This window comes from Streptomyces sp. NRRL WC-3626, assembly GCF_000718785.1.
GTDB lineage: Bacteria > Actinomycetota > Actinomycetes > Streptomycetales > Streptomycetaceae > Streptomyces > Streptomyces edwardsiae.
In genome coordinates this window covers 251,699-270,252 of sequence record NZ_JOCA01000002.1, presented here as the reverse complement: position 1 = coordinate 270,252, position 18,554 = coordinate 251,699, and the positions used below count along the sequence as shown (strand labels likewise).

Here is an 18,554-nt window from a genome sequence, read left to right as displayed (position 1 = left end):
CCGCGAGATCGTGAAGTTGCTGGCGGCGAACACCGGCGCGAAGCGGATGAGCGAAGTCTTCGACAACTTCGTCGAGATGGCGGCGCTGGCTCTGCGCAACACCGTGGACGTCCGCGGGAGCGAGGCCTGGGGAGCGCGCGAAGGGCAGTACCTCCAGATCGCCGGCCGCTACAGCAGAACAGAGCTGTACCGCTTCGCGCACGCCCTGGCGCTGGTGACCGCGGAGATGGAGCGCGAGCCCTGCGACGTACTCGGCCGCCTCTACATGGAGTTGGAGCTCGGCAACGAGCGGCTCGGCCAGTACTACACGCCCTACGACATCGCCCAGCTGATGGCCGAGATGCAGATCGACTCGGTGGTCGAGCACGTGCAGAGGGACGGCTTCGCCAATGTGTATGAACCCAGCTGCGGCGCGGGCGCGTTCATAGTTGCTCTGTCGCAGGCGATGCTCGAGCACGGCCTGAACCCACAGACGCAGCTGCATGTGACGGCAGAGGACATAGCACCGCAGGCCATGCACATGATCTACGTCCATCTGACGCTGCTGCACATTCCGGCGGTGGTGCGCCGTCGCGACGTCCTCACGCTGGAGACCTTCGAGTCGTGGCCCGCTCCCGCTCATGTCCTGGGCGGTTGGGGCCGGAAGCTCAGGTTGGCCCGGGCGGTCAATGGATCACGGCGACTGATCATCACCACGCCTCAGGGGACTACCGAAAAACCCGCTGATGCTCTGGAGGTGCAGCGATGACGATCACGCAAGAACACACCGATCTCTCTGACGTTGAGAGCGACGAAGCGCATGCACGTGAGTGTCAGCTGGCGGTGTCAGCGGCGAGGGGCCGGACGGCGGAGCAGACCACAGTGTCCGACGTGTCCACCGGTGCGGTGAAACTCCTCACCTGGTACATCCAGCACCGACCCGGTGAGACCGCAGCCATCCTCGGCGACATCTGCCTCAAGACCCGTGTGCGCCTGGGTGTGCATCCTTCCAAGACCGGCGAAGTGCTCCGCCGGTCCTTCCACCTGGACAGCGGTCTCGACGGCCGGACCATCGACACCCTGCTCGACATGGCCCTGCCCTCGGCAGCACAGGTATTCCGGAAACGGTAGGCAAGGCCCGTACAACCGGTAGCTGCGGCGGCGGCACCGCGTCCTGTGCCTGCGCGGACGCCCCCTCTTGCCGCCGCCTGCGTGCCATAGCTCAGGGTGCGCCTGCTCGGGTTCCGGAGCAGGAAATCCGCGTGCAGTCTCCCTCGGCGCTGGCAGGCTGTGTCCGGCACCCGAACGTGGAGAGGCGACCGATGCCCGACAACGACCGTCGCCAGGAAGACATCAGCGTCCTGGACCAGGCGCTGGAGCTGTACTCCAGTGCTTCGGTCCTTACACTGCTGCGTGCGGCACTTGAGTCTCCAGGCTGCGCCCGCTTCCATGAGCACCTCCTGCTCATCTTCGCCCGCTCTCTGGCGGCCCCGGCCCGGGACGGGCGGGCCGCGACCGTACGGGACCTGCCCGTCCTCCTTCAGGCGGCCCTCCAAGCCGCCCGCAGGGGCATCACAACGCACCGCTTTCCGAACAGCCCCGCCGATGCCGTGCGCTTCACGCTCAAGGGTCGCCGGTACCTCGTCCATCCCGGCGACCTCGACCATCCGCTCCCCGTTCTGCGAAGTCTGCGAGACACAGCCGACGCCGTGGACGACCACCTGATCCAGGTCCGTGGCTTCGGCATCGACGATGTCCTCGAACTCGCCCTGCGCCACACCGACCACACCGTCGCGTGCCTCGCCGCGGCCTGGCCGCCGCCAGACGAAGCCGAACCGATGCGCGGGCAGATCACGTGTGAGGTAAGCGGGGCCGAGATCACGGCAGCTGCCGGACTCGGCATCGACCATCTGACTACCGCGGCCGCCGACGATCCGGAGCGGACGACGGCCGCGCTCGCCTACCTCACCCGGAACCTCAACGAACTTCCCCTCCTCTACGACCCCGGACTGCCTCTCCTCGGCCCCACCCTGCTCATCTCGGACGGCGAGCGGACAGTCCCCGTGCCTGCCTCCACCGCCTTGGAGGCCGTCACTGCGGCGGCCGCCGATCTGCTGGACGCCCACCCGGCACCGCCCGAGGCCCTGATGCGGCTGCGGCGCCGCGCGGCCACTCGCGTGGCAGGCCTGCTCGGTCTGGATCACGCGCCGGCCGAGCCGGAGGAGGTGTGCCGGATCAGCTCGTTGTCCCACCGTCTGGAGATCGCGATCGTTGCCACCCTCGGCGATGACCTGGCGGTCCTGGTGGAGAAGGCACGCACCGAGCTGTCGAGTGCACCAGCTGGTACGGGGAGGCTCGTCATCTACGCCGGCCCGAGGTTCCTGGGTCGCGAGGTGATCACCGACACCCTCTACGTCCACGTCGAGGAGCTCACCGAGATCTTCACCGCGGCCGGCGGCGACCTGACGAAGGTGGCGCTGTGGGTGCTTGAGCTCACCGAGCACCCCGGTTGCGACGCCGTGGCGTACTACGACGTCCTCGACGCATGGACGGCCTGGTCCATGAAGGCAACGCTTCTGCCGCCCGGCCCCGCCGGCGAGGGCGGCGTGGTGGTGGAGCCGTGTGGGTGGGACGTCTCCTGGGAGCGAGCGGCACTGTGGGCGCGCACGGACGATCTGCTGGCCGCGACCGGACTGCCGCCCGCGATCGACTGGGCCGACTGCCGCCTTGCCGCCGCATCCGAGGGCGATGGCCAGTGGGCCGACCTGCGTCAGAGGCTCGACGAAGGCATCGTGAAGGCCTGCATCAGCACGCACCCGCCGCTCGTCATCGTCGCCACGCTCGACTGCGACGAGCGGGCCCTGCTGGACGAGGCCTCCTTGGCCGGACTCGCCGACGGTATCCGGGGCACCCTCGCCGCAGACGCCAGCCTCACCCAGCACTCCACCCTGCCCGACCGCCGGCCGGTCCTTCTGCATCTGACCGAGACCCTCCAGCCCCACCGTCCGGCCGCCGACCTGGCGCCGGAGGTTCCGGACGATGCTCTGGCACTACAGATCGGCCTGGACGAGGAAGCAGCTCGCATCGACCTCGTCCTCGACCCGCTATTCCTGGCCCGCTTTACGGAGGACGGCCACCGTGTCCTCGGCCTCGTCCTCAACCACACCATCGGCCGCCTCCGCACCGCCCACGGCGCCAAGAACGGGCTCAATCAGGCGGACTTCAGCAACGCGTGGGACGCGGCGGTCCCCATCCTCACGTGGTACGCCGGCGACCCCTACGCACCGCCGCCCGCCCCGCACCACTACCTGCCGAGCAGCACGCCTCATGTGCGTGTCCGCGCGCTGCGCGTCGCCGCCGACGCGGTGCGCGCCGCAGGCCTGCCGGCCGGCACGTTCACCGGCCGCGAGGCTGTGGGCCGCGAAGGACACGCCAGCCAGCTCCTGACCGCCCTGGAAGACGGTCTCACCGGTCAGCTCCGCGCCCACCGTCCCGACCTGGTGCCCGCACTGGTCCGCCACCTCAACGCAGCGCTCGCCACCCGCACTGAGGGCCGTCGGGAATCCCTGACCGGTCTGGTTCACGCCGGAGGAAAGCCCTGGCAGGAAGAGGCAGAGCGGCGGGAGTCCGACGGCGCCGCCACCACCACCGCCCTGCAACTGCTGATCCAGCAGGCCCTGATCACCCCGCCCGCCGGCGACAAACCCACCGACCTCATCGCCCTGGCCGAACTGACCGCGCTGGCCGAACTCCTCCTGCGCACCGCGCTGGTCGCCATCCCCGCCAGCCGCGGCCTGCACCCGGCCACCCTCACCGTCCATCCCAGCGGCGTCTTCACCCTCGACGGCGCCACCACAACGTCAGGCGCCGACAGCCCAGAACATCTGGGACTCGACATCGCGGCCTACCGCAACGCCCAGGAACAGGCCTGGTTCGCCCGTGCCCGCCAGAGCCATCCCCAACCCCTTGCCCCCGAGGAACTGTTCACCGCCCGCCGCGGCGGGCGCACTCCGATCGCCTTCACCCGCCTGAACCCACCACCGGGCAGCACCCTGGCTCAGGCCGACCGCGACCTCACCGCCTGCTGGGGCTGCGGCCTCGACGGGCTCGCCGCCGTACTCGCCACCGCAGCCGACTGGCCCACCCGCCCGGACGGAACCGCCTTCACCAGCCGCCAGGACCTCGCCCGCGAGGCCGCAGCCTGGTCCCAGCTGCCCGAAACCCAGATCCGGGCCGCCGTCGACCAGCTGGTCCTCGACCCGGCCAACGCGGCCGGCTCCCTCGACCACGCCTATGCAGAGGTCGAGCGCCGCATCCGCCCCACCACCCACCCACTGATCGCCCACGACGACGGCATCATCATCGCGCCCTGGCTCGTACATACCTCCCAGCAGCTGTACGCCGCCGGTCTCGCTGACGGACGCCTGCCGCGCCCAGACGCTCCCGCGAAGGTGACCGGCCTTCTAGAGCGCCATCGCCAGCAGCAGAACAACCAGCTCGAGACCGACCTCGCCCAGGCCGCAGCCCGCGCGGGCCTGCCCCACCTCTCCCGTCTCGACCGCGGGCCGGCGGCCGCCGCCGACATACCCGGCCTCCCCGGTGAGGTTGACCTCCTCGTCGCCGACCCCCGGGGCCGGCTGTGGGTCATCGAGGCGAAGAACCCCCAACGCGCCGTCGGCATCCACAAGGTCGCCCAGAACCTCGGACGGTTCACCGGCTACCGAAAAAAGCTGCTGGCCAAGGCCGAAGTGATTCGCGCCCATGCCGCGGCAGCAGCACGGGCGTGCGGCGTCCAGACAGCGCGGGACTGGACGGTCACACCCCTCTTCGTCACCCGGAACATCGATCCCGCCGCCTTCACCACCGATCCTCAGATCGCCTTCACCACCATCGACCACCTCGCCGCCCTGCTGGCCGACGGCACAGAACCCAAGGCCGGATGGAACCAATCACCCGCCCGTCCCTGACCCGGCACCGTCCCCTTCCGTCCGCATACCCATCCCCGCCGGACACCCCCCATTCCGGCAGGACTCCTTCGCCGCCGCACTGGGGGCTCCGGACGGGCGGGCCGCCGCCGGACGCCCGCCAGCACGGCCCGGCGCGCGAAGGGCACGCACCAGTGCGAGCGTGGAGGAAGGAGCGATACCCCAGGCTTTGCGCTGGGTGCACAGGATGGAGCACGGTCATGGCTCGGGCGATATGAGACGGCATCCAGAAAGGCCCCTCCGAAGCATGCTCACGCGTTGACCAGCCGCTCCCGCGTCACCGGCACGAGCAAGGCGGAACTGCAGAAACTGAGCAAGACAGGGTTGTACGAGTGGGCCGAGCAGAGGGTCCCGAGGCGGTCCAAGATGAGTCGCGAGCAGCTCATCAGCTCACTTCCCGGTCCCCGACACCGACGCAGCAAGAGCCCTGCCTGAACGGCCGCGAGGGCTCGCCCCAGGGCACCACCGGCGTCGCGGGGGGACCGTGCGGAAAGGACGAGTCAGTCGGTCCTTCCGGGACCGCATCCCCCGGCTGACGCGTCTGGGAGGCATAGCGGGGCTGGGCGCACTACCGTCGTACGCGCCTTGCCTTGACAGGACGGTGGGGCTTCGGGCGGCCCTCACCGCGCGCCCTGGTCAAGGGCCGCCCTCCACCGCCCTCGACGAGACGTCGCCGACAGTCCCGTCGTCCAATCAGTGCATCTATGGATGTGGTCACCGATGCCGGGCTCCGTCTCACCTTCCGGTGCGGCACGCCAAAGGGCCTCAGCTTCCTGAGGCAGTCGGCGCGATCCGGATCTTCTCGGACGAGGGCGTCTCAGGAACCACCGCAGGCATTGACCGCCCCGGGCTGCGCGAGCTGGTGGCGGAGTTGCAGGCCGGCGACGAAGTCGTCGTGTGGCGGTACGACAGGCTCGGACGGACCCTCGAGGCGATACGGGCCGTCGTTGAGCTGATCATCGCGAAAGGTGCGACGCTGCGCAGTCTCACGGAGTCCCCCGCCAAGGGGCTGTTCTCGCTGAAGTTCATGATGGCCGCTGCCGAGTACGAGCACGCCTGGAAGCTGGAAAAGTAGGAGCACCGCCGGCCGCCGGCGAGAAAAGAAGATCCCCGCGGAGACGTGCGCTCCACGGGGATCTTCGGCGTTCAGAGTGGGTGTCAGGCACACCGTTCGATGCGCGTGGCCCCCGAGTCGTCCTGAAGCCCGGTGGCCAGGTCGTACCAGAAGCCACTACCCAGTCGGACCAAGGTCTTTTCCTCCCGACCTCCCCAGCCGGCGATTGCGGAGACGTTGCGTCGGTCGAGGACGGTGGTCGTGCAGATGGACTCTCCGGCGTTCTCGTCGAGGCTGCTCTTGACGACGACCTTGTCGCCGGCCTGAAGGTTCGCAAGATCATTCGTGCTGATGGTGCTGGTGCTCATGGCGCCGTGCTTCTTTCGGATCGAATCTGGACTGCGGTTTCAGTTCTGGGTCGCGCTCATGAGCGCCTTCTTCGCGCGGCGCTTCTCGGCAAGAGCCCGAAGGGTACGCAGGAGGATCCACCAGCACACGCCGCTGAAGGCGATGCTGACGATGATCGGCGTGTACTGGCCGGTCATGACGCAGAAGACCGCAGCCGGAGCGAGGACGATCACATTCGTCGCAATCATGAGGGTGAGGAGCACCCCGCCGATCGTCTTGACAGCGCGGTCGCGCCACGTCGAACCCGCGGTGCTGGTGGTGGCGTTCATGCGCTGGGTCCTTCCTCGATGATGTAGATCTTCTCGGCGACGTAGGCGTCGTCCTGCTCCTCGGCTGCGCTCTCGACTTCATGGGAGATCTGGCCGATCACGGGGATCAGCGTCAGCCGGTCGATCGGGGAGGCCGTGCGGACGGTGATCACGGCGGTGGTGAGTCCGGCCACAGACGGGAACGTCACGCCGTCGAGCTCCGCGTGTGCGCCACGGATGCTGTAGCTCGCCGAAATGGGCACCGTGTGCCGCGGCAGCTCCGGCATCTGCTCTGCGCGTGCGTGCAACGCAGCACTCACTGCGCCATGAACATCAGCGAACTCGCTGGCGTGCAGGACCACCGGCGCAGCGTGCTCGTAGCCCGCCGCCACCTCGAAGGCGACCTTGGCGGCCTCGACGGCGCGCGTCGGACAGTGCGGTCCCGGGTAGAACTCGTCTCGCCCCGTCATCTCGGAGCACCCGTGGCAGTGCGCGGGCCCCAGATCCGGAACGCAGTCGCAGCGCATGTGCTCCGTCTGTCGGCGATCAGTGGGTTCGAGGGGCTGGCTCATGGCTGTACTCCTGGCGCTGGACGTGATCTTTCGAAGACCAGACCGAATCAGCTCCGCTGATCAGACAAAGAGAGACCCCCGCCCAGCGAGCGTGATGCTCAGCAGGCGGGGGTTCTGCGGAGTTCAAGGAACCGGCGGACAGCCGGCCGTTCGGGTCGGCCTGCACCGGGAGGCGGGGGCGTTACGGCGCCGTCCTTGCGGCTCGGTGCGCCCCGGCGTAGTGCACCGAGCCCGTCCTGCTCGAGCAGGCCAACGGCCCCGCCCCCGCTGGTCGGCGCAGGCCGTGGGGGCGAGGTTCAGCGCATGCCCATGCTGGCCTCGATCGCGTCGCCCTCCTCCTGCTGGTCCTGCCAGCAGGGCTCGCATGGGTCGCTCTCGGAGCACTCCGGGCGGGGCTGGCCGTTGGGGCACAACTCACCGGCGGCCCCGGCGGGCTGGGCGGGGGTTCCGCCGGTGCCGCACACGCACGTGTGGGCGCAGCGCTCACAGTCCTCGCAAACCTGGTGCGGGCAGCAGCCGCAGGGCAGGAACCGGTTCGGCGGCAGGGTGCAGCGGTGCGTGGCCTCTGCGGCGGCCGCGGCCTCGGCCTCCTCGCGCTTGCTGAGGAGTGCCTTCACGCAGGCCTGGCACGACACGTCGGTGCCGGGGGCCTCGAGGCTGCTCTCCGTGTCCTGCGGGAAGTACGTGCCGCACGCGCCGGTGTCGCCGATGCCGCCGTCCATCTGCCTGGTGGCGTGTACGGCGTACCCGCGGTTCGCCTTCTTCCGGCTCGGGTAGCCGTCGCGCCCGGCATCCCGCTCCAGCTTGGCCAGGGCCTGGCGTACGGCGTCGGCGTCGGCGTCGGTGCGGATCCCGACGGCGCGCAGCGACTTGCACGGCCACGGCACCTGACCGCCGATCGTGTGCTCGCTGCTCCGGCACTCCGGCCGGTGCGTCCCCTTGCAGACCTTCGGCGTCGCGCAGCACCCGTGCCGGGGGTTGGCCGTCTTCGGGTGCAGAGCGAGCATCGCGCCCTGGAGGCGGAGCGCGCCCACCGCGGCGGCGGCCCGGACTGCGTCCTCGTGAGCGTCGAGGAGCGCACTCGCCTCCTCGTGGAACATGGGCCCATCGGCCTCGGGGGCGACGAGTTGGTTGAAGATGGGGCGCCGGGTCCCGTTCACAGTCGGATCCGGGGCCTGCCCGCCCAGCTCGTCGGCCTGGTCGTCCAGCCGCAGAGCGGAGATGAGGATGGCGTCGTGGGTCTTGGAGTCGGCCGTGTCCGGCAGGTTCAGTTCCGTGCGGCGCAGGAACTTCGCGGCCCGGCGCAAGGCGGGGATGTCCTTCGGGGTGAATTCGACGGCCATCGGTGTCCTAACGTCTCAGTAGCCCTTGCGGGCCGCCGCGCGGGCCTGCGCTTCGGTGTCACGGGCGGGGATGGTGGCGAGGAGTTCGCCGGGGCTCGCGGCCCTGGCGAGGGACTTGGTACGGGCCGGGTCGGCGTACAGGGTCCACACGTCGCCGCCCATCCGGGGCCAGTAGGAGAGCTGCCAGAACCGGTGGTTGGCGTAGCAGATCTGCCATGAACGCGGGCTGGACGGGTGCGCGCTCACACCGGCCGGAAGGTCCGGCAGTTCCGGCGCGGGACCGTACGCGCGGTCGATGTAGGCGAGGTGTTCGGCCGTCGCCGTGATGGCGACGCGCACCGTGTGCGGCCACCGGTGCCCCTCGGGCAGCATCGGCGCCCACTCCTCCCATTGCGCCTCGTTGCTCGCGCTGCCGGTGTACGGCGTCCAGGCCGCGCCGCGCGCGTAGTTGAAGCCAAGCCGCATCAGGTGCCACCCTGCGGCGATCTTCAGCCCCTCCGTGTTCGCGCCGTCGGTGATGGTGTCCAGGTAGATCCCGGCGGGGTCGTTCTCCCGCCCGGCCGCACCCCGCTCCGTGAGCGGGATCATGTGGCGTTCCGCCGTGCTCCCCTCGGCGGTCATCAGCCGCAGCGTGGCGCCCCCACCGGCGAGCGGGTACGCCATCCGGATTTCCGCGACGGTCGGCAGGGCGGCGAGTTGGCCCGCACGCATCCGCTCCAGCCGCTCGGTCATGGTGGCCGACACCTGGGAACGCTCGCCGCCCTCGGCAGCCATCAAAACGGGGCGCCGTCGTAGGGGCGGACGAGGTAGAGGCGGCCGTCGTGCACGGCCAGTCGCTCACCGTCGCCCAGCTTGAACGCGGAGACGTCGGCCCTGTAGCCGCAGCCGGTAGCGGTGCACACGTAGACCGGCCGTCCCTGCGCGTACGAGCCGGGAACGGGGGTGTAGCCGCCCCAGCCGCATTCCGCGCACACCTGCGGGCCGAACTCCTCGGACCCAATCACCATTTCGCCGGTGTGCTTCTCGGCCGCCCGCGCTGCGGCCTTCTCGCGCCGGTCGGTGCACGCGGGGTCGTCGCACGGCCGGTGCCCGATCAGGCCGTCCGTGGACGCGTGGCGGATCTCGATCAGGCCGTAGTCCCGGCACGAGCTGCACAGCGGCTCCGGGGCATGCGGCTGCTCACCGTCCACGCACCCGGTCCGGTTGGACGAGTCGTACCAGTCGCCTTGTCCGTCGGCCTCGATGTACTCGATTTCGCGGGCGCAGTGCAGACAGGTGCGGGTCTCGGAGGTGGTGCTCATCTGCCGTGGTCCTCTCGGGGGTTGGGCCGCACGCCGGTCAGTCGCGCGGCGGGGGGACCGGCCGCCAGCGGAAGGGGCGGTCGGTCGCGGGTTCAGCGGGTCTCGGCGGTGAGGTCGGCCACGCGCCGCTGGTAGGCGTCCCACACGCGGTCGGTGTCCAGGTCGGGGCCGGTGGTGTAGCCGGTGGGTGAGGAGGCGTGCGCCCATGTGCCGTGCACGGTGACGGCTTCCCGGTACTCGGTGCGGCTGGCCGGATGGGATGCGATGGTGACCCACTGCGCACCGGTCAGGGACGGATAGGTGTGCAGGTGGGCGGCGACGTCTGCCGCCATGGCGTCGGCGGCGGCGGCCGGGTCGGTGATGCCGGCGGGCGCCTCGGTGAAGTCCCAGTGCACGTGACGGGTATTGAAATAGTCGGTGATCACAGCACTTATGCCGAACAGTCCGGCCAGTGGCACGTCGTAGCCGGACACGGCGGGGCCGTTGGTGTGGGAGTGCGCGTCGATCCACACGTCCGGCTGGCCCGGGGCGGTGGTCACCAGGGAGGCGCCGGGCAGGGAGCGCCAGGGCTTGACCACGAGGAAGGTGACGCCGTGCGCGGTCAGCGCGGCCTTGAGGATCGTGCCGGTGCGCTCGGCGGCGGCGGGGGCGGTCTTACTCAGGTCGTGGGGCCAGGAAGTCATGGTGTACCTCTCACATCGATGGGGTGTGGGTGGGGCTGAGTGCGTGCGGCCAGGCTCGACCGGGCACCGGCCTATCGGGCGGCGCGGGTGGATCAGAGGAGCGGTGCGTCCTGGTCCGTGCGGAGGGGCGGGGACCAGACCGGCGCTGATCGCCATACGACGCTCGGGGCTCACCCGCCGCTGAGGGGCACGCCGGGCACGCGGGGGCCGTGCCTCTGGGGCGGGGCGGCCCGACCGGCCGCAGCCTCCGCCATGGCCTCCGTGCGCGCGGTCTCGGCCGTCTCCTGCTCCTGGGTGGCCTCCGCCTCGACCGGCGCGACGTCCGTCTGCCCGAGAGTGCCGCCCGCGCCGTTGCGGTTCTCCGCCGGAGCCGGAGCCTCAGGGGCGTTGCCGTCGTGCAGCTCGGCGACCGCCGCGACGCGGGCCGCCTTGCCGCGCGCCGTGCACGGGCCCTCATGCCCTGGAGACCAGACCGGATCAGCTCCGCTGATCAGGCGGAAAAAGAGAGACCGCCGCCCGGCGAGCATCATGCTCAGCCGGCGGGGGCTCCGCGGAATTCACCTGCCGACGCCCAGAGGTGAGCCCCAGACGGCTACGGCTGGATGCTGCCGTCCGGCACGAGGATCGTGATCCGGTCCTGGCACAGCTGCTGGCTTCCTGCGTCCGTGCCTTCCTGGTCGGACCCGATCTTCAGCCGACTCCTGTCGTGCGGGTCGCCGGTGTAGCTCGGCTTCGACGCATCGACGGGCTCGACCATGCAGCGCAGCCGCTCGACGCGCGGCGTCTGGTCCGCCTCCTGCGGATCGATGATCCGGACCGTGATGTCGTTGGCGAAGGTCTTCTGGTACCAGAGGAAGCCCGTCGGCCTCTGCTCCTGGGTGGTCACCGTGCCGGGCACGACGACGTCCTGGTCCTGGACCGTCGTGTAGTCGTAGGTGATGTCGGACGAATACTCCGAGGCGGTCGTGGCCCTGTAGTAGGAGCCGTCGGTGCGCTTGACGAGCTTCTGCACGGGGTCCGCGACGTAGACGATCTTCGTATTGGCCATGGCGGCGCGGTCTTGGGCTTCCTGGCTTCTCATCTGGTTGCCCCAGATGATCAGGCTCGCGACCAAGGCGGCAATGGCCGCGATCGCGATCGCCCAGCCGCGAAGGAGCGAGCGCCTGCGTAAGGGGATGTTGTACATGGTGGTGGTCTCTCTCTTTCTGCTGGTGCTCAGGCGGTTCCGAGGTCGCTGCGCACGTGCAGCCGCTTGGCTAAGAAGCCGGCCTCGATCTCAAAGTGGCCCTGGTGCAGCTCGTAGAGCGCAGGGCCACTCGGGCCCGGAGGCCCAGGCCTGGCAGTAGTAGACGAGCTTCTAGAGCTTCATCGCGGTCATCGCCGGCCGGGCGGGCTCGGCCGCGGCGTGCTTCTGCAGGATGTACTCGGCGACGTCGAAGACGGATGTCTGAGACTGAGCGATGGTTCCAACCTTCATCTCGCTTCGATCACCACCAGTGCCGGAACAGGTAGTCACCGCGCGGCAGTTCGCCGCGTCGGATCAGATCGGCCAGGACCAGCCGCAGCGACGGCGAGAAGGCGCGATCGGCGAAGAACCGGTCCTCGAACACGGCGTTCTCAAGGTCTTGCGTCGCCGGCGGGTTCGCCCCGACGGTGGCTGGTGTGTTTTCGTCGGCGACGCGGATGCTCAGCCAGTAGTCCAGCTCCGTCATGCCGGTCTTGAAGGCGCTCTCGCCGGTGCGGGAGTCCCAGCCCAGGTAGATCTCGGCGCCGTCGAGGTCGCCGAGTGCCTGCAGGTAGTCCCCGTCGGAGGTGAGCTCGTAGAGCTTCACGCTGTCATTGCCGATGTGCTCGTCGTCCCGCTGGCATCCGCGCAGCGAGCTGTACGGCTTGCCGTAGACGCGCTCGGCGATGGCCTCGATCGGAATGTATCCGTTCTCGGCGGTCACAAGATCAGCGTGCGGTTCCAGCGTGTAGACGCTGCGGGGCGTGTATTTGGGTGCATCGGGCATGACGGGGCCTCTTATGTGCGGTTCGGTGATGGTTGCGGGGACGAGCCAGTGCGGCTCAGTGCTCGCCTCGCAGGAGGACCGCCAAGGCCTGAGCATGGGCGTTCTTCGCTTGTTCGACGGCGGCCTGCTCCTGGAGGGAGTGGATCTTCTCCCCCGCCTGGATGCGCTCGTCGACGGCGTCCATGGCGAGAATGACGGCAGCGAGTTCGAGCCGGGCGTCCGCCACGCGGCGCTTCAGCTCGGGGTGCCGCTCGGACATCACGCCCAGCCGGTGGACGGTGTCGATCCTCTGCTCTTCACTGACGGTGGACATAGCGGAACTCGCTTTCTGCTGGGTGGTGTTGAGGGGCGTGGGGTCAGGGAACAGAGCGCAGCGCCACGAGGACGAGGAGGACGGGAGAGGTTCTGGTGCGGGGCATGGCGTCTGCTTTCTGCTTCAGTCGAGTGGGGGCGAGAACGAGGAGCCCCCGCACGGCGTGATCCCTGCGGGGGCTGATGGTGCGGATGCGTTGCGCTCGTGGGGTCAGGCCTGGGCCGGTACCCCGGCGAGGTCGACCCTCCGGCCGCGGGCCAGCTCGGCGGCCGGGACGACGATGCGGTAGCCGCCGACCGGGTAGCTCGGGTGGTTGGAGTACACCACGGCGCAGGTCCAGGAGCCGGAGTGGCGCTTGCGCGGCAGCGGCTCCTCCTCGACGCCCTCGGGCAGGAGATCCTTGCGGAACTCGATCGGCACCACGACGACGCGGTACGACGGATCGGTGCGCGGTGGCTCCCACGGCAGCTCGACGACCAGATCCTTGGGCCACTCTTCGATGGTCACGGGCAGGGTGGACAGGTAGTGGTTCGTCGAGTCCTCGGGGGCCTGGGCCAGCCGGGCCTGCTCCTGCTCTTTCGTCTCGATGAAGCCGATGCGGCTGAGGAAACTCATGGTGATCAGTGCTCCTGAATGAGTGCTTGGTCCGGACCGCCGGCGCGGGGTCGAAGAAGGCGAGCTCGTCGAGCTCGCAGCTCACGCCGTGGATGCGCGCGGCCTCCAGGTCGGCGAGGTCCTGGTGCACGAGGTCGTCCGGCTTCGTCAGCCAGTGGACGAACACCCCGGTGTCGTCGATGCCGTTCAGGGAATGCCGGACGATGATGCCGATGCTGCCGGGGACCGCGCCGAACTCGTACTCGAGGTATTCGCTGGCCTCGGCGAGGAGCGCGTAGCTGCCGACGGCGGGCCGGACGCGCTGGCCGGGCCTGTCGCCGCGGTCCTCGGGCTTCGGCCTCCGTCTGATCAGGTCCGGCAGGAGGAATGCGAGCCCCCGCTCGTCGCGAGGGCCGCGGTGAAGACGATGAGGAGGATGGCAGGCCGGGCATGGCCAGGAGGGTGCTCATCGACGTGGTTTCCTTCGAGACCGCAGTGGAGGGGAAGAGGAAAGGCAGGGCGAAGAAGCCGCTGGTCAGCGCGTCTCGCTGTAGCCGCACTCGGAGCACGTGTGCGTGACCTTCTTGGTCTTCTTGCCGGCGCGGACGCCGTAGGCGTTCGACTCCATGTCGACGGCGCAGTTCGGGCAGGTCATGGCTCGGCTCCTGACGTGACGAGGATGTTCTTCAACGCCAGATCCGGATCAGCTCCGCTGATCCCTTGTGCTCACTACCTTCACGGGACGAGCAAGGCGAGCCACGAAGAAGAAAAAACACAGCACCCCGGCGCAGCTGCTGCCCGAAGGCAGAGCGCGCACCGGGGTGCTGGGGAAGCCGGAGCCGCGGAGATCTCCAGGGACGCGCCACAGGGATCAGCTTCAGCACTGAAGGAATCGAACCTTTTCCGCGGTCGGTCTGCACGGTGTGCCCACTGGCGCACGCCGAGGATCAGTCGGCGCACTGCGGATTCGAACCGCTCCGTGCAGAAGTCCATGGCAGCAGGTCTACTCAGCCAATCGCCGTGCAGCTGCTCGGAATTCCTCGAAGGTGACAGAACTGCTGGTACCGGGCCCCACAGGGTTGTTCAGGCACCGTGTAGCGCCCCGGGGGGCGCGAGGGGCGTGCCGCTGATGGTGGGCACGGCCTTGGGTCCGCCGGTGAGGGCGTGCCCCTGCGGCAGGGTCGTGCTGGCCTGCCAGTGCGAGACCCGCCCCTCTGTCGTGCGGGCCGGATACACGTACCGCGAGCTCCCCGCCGGCGACTTGGTGGTGTTCATGGCGTCCAGTAGCGTGCCGGCGACCACCTCGCCGCGCTCCTGCACGCACACGGCGGCCTCCTGCCACATGCCCTTGCCGCTGTTCTTCTCGGCGGGCAGCGTCGTGCACACCAGGAGCCGCTGGCTCGGGGCCTCGGCCCACCGGCCGCCAAGCGCGGTCCCGGCAGCCGGCTCAAGTCGGACGCCCACGATCCGGTCCGCCCGCACCCACTGGTCGCCGATCCGGGCCCAGGTCGCGGCAAGTTGTGCTGACATGTCGTTTCTCCTTGTGCGTGAACGCTGCCGGGCGGGTCCGCCAAGGGCCCGCCCGGCAGCGGTGAGGGGCTGAGCCGTTGTCGGCGTCGGCCAGGCCCATGGGGTGCGTTACTTCCCTCGCTTGCCTGTGAGGTTGATCCGGACGCGGGACTGCGGCTTGATCTCGGCGGTCTTGTCCTGCGGCTTGGGGGTCTTGCCGGTGAGGTTGATACGGACTCGGGACTTGGGCATGTGCTGCTCCCTCGTGAGCTCGGCCAGGCCCGCCGGGGGGAGTTCTACAGATCGTCAAGCGGTCTGAAAGGGCAGCTGCTCGTCCTGCACGGCGCTGGCGTGCGCGACGGCCGGGGCGGCGGCTGCGACGGGAGCAGCCTGGGCCTGCAGGTTCTGGTTCTGGGCCTCGGCCTTGGTGACGCGCTCGGCCAGGCGGGCCTGCGTGGTGGCGCGGGACTCCAGAAAGGAGATGTTCTGGATCTCGAGCTTGACCTCGAAGACCTCGGCACCGTTCTTGGTGTAGCGGTTCAGGCGGGGCTCATAGCTGAGGCCCACCAGGTCCCCCTTGTGCACGTGGGCGAACGGCCCGGTGCCCTGCGTCTCGGCACGGACGAAGGCCTCGAAGGGCAGCGCGTCGGAGATGCGGTTGCCCTGACGGTCGGTGTAGCCGCGGTCGACGAAGGCGGTGAGCATGACCTTCTTGGAGCCGTCCTTGTTCTCGAAGACCTTCGGGTCGTTCGCCAGGCGGCCGATGACGGATGCGGTGCTGTTCGGGTTCGACATGGTGGATTCTCCTTGAATACAGCGCAGCGCCCGGATCGACATCGTCGTCCGCGCGCAGTTGGGTGGGTTGTTGAGATGTTCAGTTGTCTGTCATGCCACCATCCGGATCAGCTTCGCTGATCAGATGATGTTCTCTTTCAACGCTTCATCCGAATCAGCTGTGCTGATCGAATGCTTTGTCATTCCGAGTCCCGAATCGGCTTCGCCGATCAGACTCGTGTTTCTCGCTGGTTTACCGGCCACTTCCCCGACCAGACCCCCGGCGTGATGTCACAGCGTCACCTGCACTTCGTAGGCCGTCGAGCAGTACGGCCCGACGGTGAGTGCGTGCACGGGCGTCACCAGACCTGCCTGCGCCAGGCGCGCCGTCAGGCCCGAGTGCTCGGACCAGTCCTTGATGAAGACGTTCCCGGCCTCGGGCGTGAGACCGTAGCCCTGCAGGCTGATCGAGATGGGCTCAGGACCCTCGTCGAGTTCAAGTTCCAGCACACGGTTCTCGTCGTCGTGCACGAGCGCTCCGGTCAGCTTGATGCAGCCGAAGTTGACGGTGACGTCGTGCTTCACGGTGGTCGTGGACTCAGCCATGGTGGTCTCTCTCTTCTCGTGATGTGGATTGTGGACGCCGATGGGCGCGATCAGCTGATGCCTCCTCCGCTTTCGCATGGTCCGTGGGCCTGAAACACGAGCGAAGAGGCGGGGGCGGCAGGCTGGTGGCGGTTCGCGGTCACGGCTGGTCCCCCTGGAGTACGGCGCGCAGCCGGGCGGCCAGGTCGGTGTCCTGACCCTCCAGCAGCGCCAGGGCCCGCTCGATGCGCTGCTCGGTCGTCAGGCGCCAGCGTCGCTCGAACTCGGCACGGTCGTGCAGCACCTGGATCGCGGTGTTGAGCTGCCGGTTGGTGCGGGTGCGGATGATGCGGAACATGACGTGCTCCTGGTTCAGAAGGTGATCTGTCCGACGGGGTGAGCGACTGCGGCGGCGCCGGCGTTGAACTCGTAGCGGCAGGAAGACAACCGACCTCATGGGCTCCGGCACAGCGGTGGGATTCGCACACGAAGCGATCGCGCCCGTGGGCGAGGGGGATGCCGATGCCTCTGCAGATCTACTTCCGGATCGACTGCGTCGATCCAGATCAGTCACCGACCGGAACCTGTTCGCGATACAGCTCGCTGATCCGGGCAACGGCTTCAGCTGGAGGCTCATAGACCGGCGGCAGTTCGCTAACTGCGATGTCGAGGTCTCGGGCATCCGGCAACGGTTCAGGTCGGAGCATCGCTGCTCCGGCGGTAGTGCTCAGGTAGAGCTCGATCGCGCGCTCGATACGCCTGTTACGGGTCAGCACTCTGCTGATGCCGTTGACCTCGTCGAGGTCCAGGTCGAGGGTCACTGCTCGGTTGAGTGCCCGGCGCATGCGGTGCTCGATGGTGCAGTGCGCGTTCAGATCGATGGTGGTGTCCTTGTATCCGAGCAGCACCGCGTCGAAGACGCCCTCGATGCTGTCCGGGAGCTGCCAGCCGGGGAGGTGCCCTAAGGTGCCGTCCGTCTCGCGGTCGTCGGCGTCGAGCAGACGGTTCCAGTCGTCGCGCCGGCGCTTCCACTCGTCCTTCCGGATCTCCTTCGGTCGGTCAGCCTGGTTCTGGTAGTGGTAGTCGACGAAGAAGGGCCGGCCGTCGGCTTCGAGAGCCAGGAGCGCGTCGGTGTACGCGCGGTTCCCGGCGAAGGGGTACGCCAGCCGGCGCGTGCCGTAGTCGTCGTCGACCTGGCCGAAGACGATGCTGAAGCGCAGCGGGTCGTGGAACGTCATGCGGTCATCGAGCCCGGCCTGCTCGTCGAGCCAGAGCTTCCGGGCCCGGTAGACGGTGTAGTTGTGCAGGGGGCCGCCCATGTCACGTTCGCGCACCTCGGTGTCATCGACGACGCGGGCGAGGTTCCTGGCGATGACGGGCACAGCCAGCTCGCGGAAGACCTCACGCATGCGCTTGGAGATTACGCGGGTGAGTTCGAAGAGGTCGGGCGCGTGCGTGGTCAGCCGCAGCCCGTCATACAGCTTGGTGCTCATCGGATTTTCCGTTCTTGGGACGCCCCTATAGCTGTCAAGCAGCTGGAGCGGGGTTGTTTTGAGTGATGTGCGTGGCCGGTGGGCTGCCAGGAGCGTGGTGGACCTCGCGGGCGACGATTCGCTTGAGGCAGCGCATGATGTCCGTCTTGGACAGCCCTGCCGTGGTGCGGCGTTCGACATAGGCGCGGATGCGCTCGTCGAAGCGCATCCGGACCAGCACGATGGTGTGCAGCGCGTTGGTCGCGGCCCGGTCACCGCCGCGGTTGAGGCGGTGGCGGTGGGTGCGGCCGGAGGAAGTCGAAATCCGAGCGGCACCGGCGAGGTGCACGAACGCCCTCTCGGACCACATGCGTTCGGGATTGTCCCTGGCTGAGGCCAGCAGCTGGCCGGCGGTCTCGGGGCCGATTCCGAACAGCTCCGGCAGCGTGGGGTCCGCCTGCTTGACCGGCGGGCCGATTCGGCGTCCAGGGCCTGGTGGAGGCGGGCGGTCCACAGCGCCCTCACCGCCTCGACCACGCCGTCCCGCCTCATTGGTGTGCCGGTGGCCAGCCGGACAGCACGGCCGTCGCGGCGGCGTACATCACTTCGCCGACCATCCGACCGACCCGATCTCGCTGTCGAAGATCGGCGGGACCCTGACCAGGTCAAATCAGTGCAGCGCCGCGTCAGCCCGGACCCCCGCCAGCCCGCTCCACCAGCGA

At 69.0% G+C, this 18,554-nt stretch carries 23 protein-coding genes; 4 read left to right on the top strand and 19 right to left on the bottom strand.

Translation table 11 applies throughout. The annotated features are described in order from the left end of the window. The first annotated feature begins 10 nt into the window (after positions 1-10). The 4 genes from IF28_RS0103960 (at position 11) to IF28_RS38475 (ending at position 6,039) form a co-directional block, all read left to right on the top strand. Positions 11-748 (top strand): N-6 DNA methylase, encoded by a 738-nt coding sequence (locus IF28_RS0103960; RefSeq protein WP_234324905.1) that lies wholly within the window; start codon positions 11-13, stop codon positions 746-748. Beyond that, the gene (locus IF28_RS0103955) at positions 745-1,110 is read left to right on the top strand and encodes a hypothetical protein (RefSeq protein WP_158713649.1); all 366 of its coding nucleotides are present in this window, start codon (positions 745-747) and stop codon (positions 1,108-1,110) included. Before IF28_RS0103960 ends, IF28_RS0103955 begins: the two co-directional genes overlap by 4 nt. A gap of 191 nt (positions 1,111-1,301) precedes the next feature. Further along, the gene (locus IF28_RS0103950; protein WP_030213913.1) at positions 1,302-4,946 is read left to right on the top strand and encodes a hypothetical protein; all 3,645 of its coding nucleotides are present in this window, start codon (positions 1,302-1,304) and stop codon (positions 4,944-4,946) included. A gap of 763 nt (positions 4,947-5,709) precedes the next feature. Then, entirely contained in the window at positions 5,710-6,039 is a 330-nt protein-coding gene (locus IF28_RS38475) for a recombinase family protein (RefSeq protein ID WP_051713630.1), read from the top strand. Positions 6,040-6,122: 83 nt separating this feature from the next. On the opposite strand, the gene IF28_RS0103935 is transcribed toward IF28_RS38475, so the two are convergent. The 19 genes from IF28_RS0103935 to IF28_RS0103830 all read right to left on the bottom strand — a co-directional run bounded on the left by IF28_RS0103935 (position 6,123) and on the right by IF28_RS0103830 (position 18,346). Beyond that, positions 6,123-6,386 carry a hypothetical protein gene (locus tag IF28_RS0103935; RefSeq protein ID WP_030213907.1) on the bottom strand — a complete coding sequence of 88 codons (264 nt, stop codon included), beginning with the start codon at positions 6,384-6,386 and terminating at the stop codon, positions 6,123-6,125. Between the two features lie 39 nt (positions 6,387-6,425). Then, the gene (locus IF28_RS0103930) at positions 6,426-6,695 is read right to left on the bottom strand and encodes a hypothetical protein (RefSeq protein WP_030213904.1); all 270 of its coding nucleotides are present in this window, start codon (positions 6,693-6,695) and stop codon (positions 6,426-6,428) included. Next, entirely contained in the window at positions 6,692-7,246 is a 555-nt protein-coding gene (locus IF28_RS0103925; RefSeq protein WP_030213901.1) for a hypothetical protein, read from the bottom strand. The genes IF28_RS0103930 and IF28_RS0103925 overlap by 4 nt, the downstream gene beginning before the upstream one ends. Before the next feature lie 296 nt (positions 7,247-7,542). Next, entirely contained in the window at positions 7,543-8,589 is a 1,047-nt protein-coding gene (locus tag IF28_RS0103920; protein WP_030213899.1) for a hypothetical protein, read from the bottom strand. 15 nt (positions 8,590-8,604) lie between these two features. After that, positions 8,605-9,363, bottom strand: coding sequence for a hypothetical protein (locus tag IF28_RS0103915; protein WP_030213896.1), 759 nt, complete (start codon positions 9,361-9,363; stop codon positions 8,605-8,607). Further along, on the bottom strand, positions 9,363-9,890 hold the full coding sequence (locus IF28_RS0103910) for a hypothetical protein (RefSeq protein ID WP_030213893.1): 528 nt from the start codon (positions 9,888-9,890) through the stop codon (positions 9,363-9,365). Before IF28_RS0103910 ends, IF28_RS0103915 begins: the two co-directional genes overlap by 1 nt. A gap of 92 nt (positions 9,891-9,982) precedes the next feature. Then, a complete protein-coding gene (locus tag IF28_RS0103905) occupies positions 9,983-10,573 on the bottom strand; it encodes a hypothetical protein (protein WP_030213891.1) in 591 nt (196 codons plus the stop codon). A gap of 170 nt (positions 10,574-10,743) precedes the next feature. Further along, entirely contained in the window at positions 10,744-11,103 is a 360-nt protein-coding gene (locus IF28_RS0103900; RefSeq protein WP_030213889.1) for a hypothetical protein, read from the bottom strand. Positions 11,104-11,165: 62 nt separating this feature from the next. Then, entirely contained in the window at positions 11,166-11,759 is a 594-nt protein-coding gene (locus IF28_RS0103895) for a hypothetical protein (protein WP_030213887.1), read from the bottom strand. Between the two features lie 301 nt (positions 11,760-12,060). Further along, complete coding sequence (locus IF28_RS0103885; RefSeq protein WP_030213884.1) at positions 12,061-12,585, bottom strand: hypothetical protein; 525 nt, start codon at positions 12,583-12,585, stop codon at positions 12,061-12,063. Positions 12,586-12,640: 55 nt separating this feature from the next. Then, a complete protein-coding gene (locus IF28_RS0103880; RefSeq protein WP_030213880.1) occupies positions 12,641-12,898 on the bottom strand; it encodes a hypothetical protein in 258 nt (85 codons plus the stop codon). Between the two features lie 210 nt (positions 12,899-13,108). Continuing rightward, entirely contained in the window at positions 13,109-13,513 is a 405-nt protein-coding gene (locus IF28_RS0103875) for a hypothetical protein (RefSeq protein ID WP_199808951.1), read from the bottom strand. A 1,062-nt stretch (positions 13,514-14,575) separates the two neighbouring features. Continuing rightward, positions 14,576-15,022, bottom strand: coding sequence for a hypothetical protein (locus IF28_RS0103860; RefSeq protein ID WP_030213872.1), 447 nt, complete (start codon positions 15,020-15,022; stop codon positions 14,576-14,578). 108 nt (positions 15,023-15,130) lie between these two features. Continuing rightward, positions 15,131-15,253, bottom strand: coding sequence for a hypothetical protein (locus IF28_RS40125; protein WP_267883047.1), 123 nt, complete (start codon positions 15,251-15,253; stop codon positions 15,131-15,133). Positions 15,254-15,307: 54 nt separating this feature from the next. Beyond that, a complete protein-coding gene (locus IF28_RS0103850; protein ID WP_030213869.1) occupies positions 15,308-15,796 on the bottom strand; it encodes a single-stranded DNA-binding protein in 489 nt (162 codons plus the stop codon). A gap of 270 nt (positions 15,797-16,066) precedes the next feature. After that, positions 16,067-16,381 carry a hypothetical protein gene (locus IF28_RS0103845; RefSeq protein WP_051713629.1) on the bottom strand — a complete coding sequence of 105 codons (315 nt, stop codon included), beginning with the start codon at positions 16,379-16,381 and terminating at the stop codon, positions 16,067-16,069. A 139-nt stretch (positions 16,382-16,520) separates the two neighbouring features. Next, a complete protein-coding gene (locus IF28_RS0103840; RefSeq protein ID WP_030213862.1) occupies positions 16,521-16,718 on the bottom strand; it encodes a hypothetical protein in 198 nt (65 codons plus the stop codon). 208 nt (positions 16,719-16,926) lie between these two features. Beyond that, positions 16,927-17,853: a hypothetical protein gene (locus tag IF28_RS0103835; RefSeq protein ID WP_030213859.1), complete on the bottom strand. Its 927-nt coding sequence runs from the start codon at positions 17,851-17,853 to the stop codon at positions 16,927-16,929. 34 nt (positions 17,854-17,887) lie between these two features. Then, positions 17,888-18,346 carry a transposase gene (locus tag IF28_RS0103830; protein ID WP_078620839.1) on the bottom strand — a complete coding sequence of 153 codons (459 nt, stop codon included), beginning with the start codon at positions 18,344-18,346 and terminating at the stop codon, positions 17,888-17,890. Positions 18,347-18,554 lie beyond the last annotated feature (208 nt).

What these genes read in the sequence shown, in the direction of transcription:
- IF28_RS0103850 (WP_030213869.1), bottom strand. Translation starts at nt 15,796, where the DNA reads ATGTCGAACCCGAACAGCACCGCATCCGTCATCGGCCGCCTGGCGAAC.
- IF28_RS0103915 (WP_030213896.1), bottom strand. Translation starts at nt 9,363, where the DNA reads ATGGCTGCCGAGGGCGGCGAGCGTTCCCAGGTGTCGGCCACCATGACC.
- IF28_RS0103860 (WP_030213872.1), bottom strand. Translation starts at nt 15,022, where the DNA reads ATGTCAGCACAACTTGCCGCGACCTGGGCCCGGATCGGCGACCAGTGG.
- IF28_RS0103935 (WP_030213907.1), bottom strand. Translation starts at nt 6,386, where the DNA reads ATGAGCACCAGCACCATCAGCACGAATGATCTTGCGAACCTTCAGGCC.
- IF28_RS40125 (WP_267883047.1), bottom strand. Translation starts at nt 15,253, where the DNA reads ATGCCCAAGTCCCGAGTCCGTATCAACCTCACCGGCAAGACCCCCAAG.
- IF28_RS0103885 (WP_030213884.1), bottom strand. Translation starts at nt 12,585, where the DNA reads ATGCCCGATGCACCCAAATACACGCCCCGCAGCGTCTACACGCTGGAA.
- IF28_RS0103845 (WP_051713629.1), bottom strand. Translation starts at nt 16,381, where the DNA reads ATGGCTGAGTCCACGACCACCGTGAAGCACGACGTCACCGTCAACTTC.
- IF28_RS0103895 (WP_030213887.1), bottom strand. Translation starts at nt 11,759, where the DNA reads ATGTACAACATCCCCTTACGCAGGCGCTCGCTCCTTCGCGGCTGGGCG.
- IF28_RS0103920 (WP_030213899.1), bottom strand. Translation starts at nt 8,589, where the DNA reads ATGGCCGTCGAATTCACCCCGAAGGACATCCCCGCCTTGCGCCGGGCC.
- IF28_RS0103900 (WP_030213889.1), bottom strand. Translation starts at nt 11,103, where the DNA reads ATGATGCTCGCCGGGCGGCGGTCTCTCTTTTTCCGCCTGATCAGCGGA.
- IF28_RS0103840 (WP_030213862.1), bottom strand. Translation starts at nt 16,718, where the DNA reads ATGTTCCGCATCATCCGCACCCGCACCAACCGGCAGCTCAACACCGCG.
- IF28_RS0103910 (WP_030213893.1), bottom strand. Translation starts at nt 9,890, where the DNA reads ATGAGCACCACCTCCGAGACCCGCACCTGTCTGCACTGCGCCCGCGAA.
- IF28_RS0103930 (WP_030213904.1), bottom strand. Translation starts at nt 6,695, where the DNA reads ATGAACGCCACCACCAGCACCGCGGGTTCGACGTGGCGCGACCGCGCT.
- IF28_RS0103905 (WP_030213891.1), bottom strand. Translation starts at nt 10,573, where the DNA reads ATGACTTCCTGGCCCCACGACCTGAGTAAGACCGCCCCCGCCGCCGCC.
- IF28_RS0103950 (WP_030213913.1), top strand. Translation starts at nt 1,302, where the DNA reads ATGCCCGACAACGACCGTCGCCAGGAAGACATCAGCGTCCTGGACCAG.
- IF28_RS0103875 (WP_199808951.1), bottom strand. Translation starts at nt 13,513, where the DNA reads ATGAGTTTCCTCAGCCGCATCGGCTTCATCGAGACGAAAGAGCAGGAG.
- IF28_RS0103880 (WP_030213880.1), bottom strand. Translation starts at nt 12,898, where the DNA reads ATGTCCACCGTCAGTGAAGAGCAGAGGATCGACACCGTCCACCGGCTG.
- IF28_RS0103925 (WP_030213901.1), bottom strand. Translation starts at nt 7,246, where the DNA reads ATGAGCCAGCCCCTCGAACCCACTGATCGCCGACAGACGGAGCACATG.
- IF28_RS0103835 (WP_030213859.1), bottom strand. Translation starts at nt 17,853, where the DNA reads ATGAGCACCAAGCTGTATGACGGGCTGCGGCTGACCACGCACGCGCCC.
- IF28_RS0103955 (WP_158713649.1), top strand. Translation starts at nt 745, where the DNA reads ATGACGATCACGCAAGAACACACCGATCTCTCTGACGTTGAGAGCGAC.